1 pseudogene is annotated in these 754 nt (G+C 73.3%); it reads right to left on the bottom strand.

What is annotated here, in order from left to right:
• A pseudogene (locus tag PKE79_RS16515) lies at positions 1-754 on the bottom strand (DUF222 domain-containing protein); the annotation flags it as partial.

Genomic DNA, 754 nt, shown 5'->3' with positions numbered 1-754 from the left:
GGATCATGACGGTGGGGGCGGCGCCGCCGAGGGTGGGGGTCTCGGCGGCGCGTGAGGCGGCCTGGATCATCGCGAAGAACGCGTCGTGGCGTTTCTGTCCGGGGGTGCGGGGGTCGTGGATGATCTCGTCTGGTCCCCACGGGTCTGTGTCGTTGCGGGTCTCGGTGTCGATCCCGTCGAAGAACCCGCCATCGCCATCCGTGTCCGCGCCGCCGCTCGCAGCTGCGCCTGCCGCGCAGTCTCCTGCGGCCGCGATGCTCGAGTCGCCGGCACCGGCAGGGCTCGCCGCGTTGCCCGTGCCGTCCGGCCCGTCGCCCGCGTCGTCGTCGTCGTGGCTTGTGGTTTCGGTGAAGGTGACGTTGCGGGCGGGGTTGGTGTGGGCGGAGAGGAGGTTCTGCAGGAGGGCGCCGGCTTCGGGGACGAGGGTGCCGTTGACGCGGAAGGCCCCGTCGGGCAGGGGTGTGAGGGTGAGGGTGCGGTTGCGGATGGGGCGTTCGGGGTCGGGCGGGAGGCCGTCCGCGGTGAGGACGTCCACCCACGCGTCCGCGTGGGCTTTCACGACGTTCCACGGCACGGCCGCGGCCGTGCCGTCCGGGAACGGCGAGGTGGCCTCGGCTGGGGGTGCGGTCTCGTCCAGGTCGGTCGCGATCGCGCCGGTGGCGATCCCGACGAGGTGCCGCTCCATGACCTCGAGCTTGTCGGCCTCGGAGGCGGGCGCGCCGCGGCGGGCGGTGGCGACGGCTTTCACGATCAG

Source organism: Microbacterium barkeri (assembly GCF_027921765.1).
GTDB classification, from domain to species: domain Bacteria; phylum Actinomycetota; class Actinomycetes; order Actinomycetales; family Microbacteriaceae; genus Microbacterium; species Microbacterium barkeri.
Note: the sequence above shows the minus strand (reverse complement) of the source record. Positions and strands in the feature narration are given on the sequence as shown.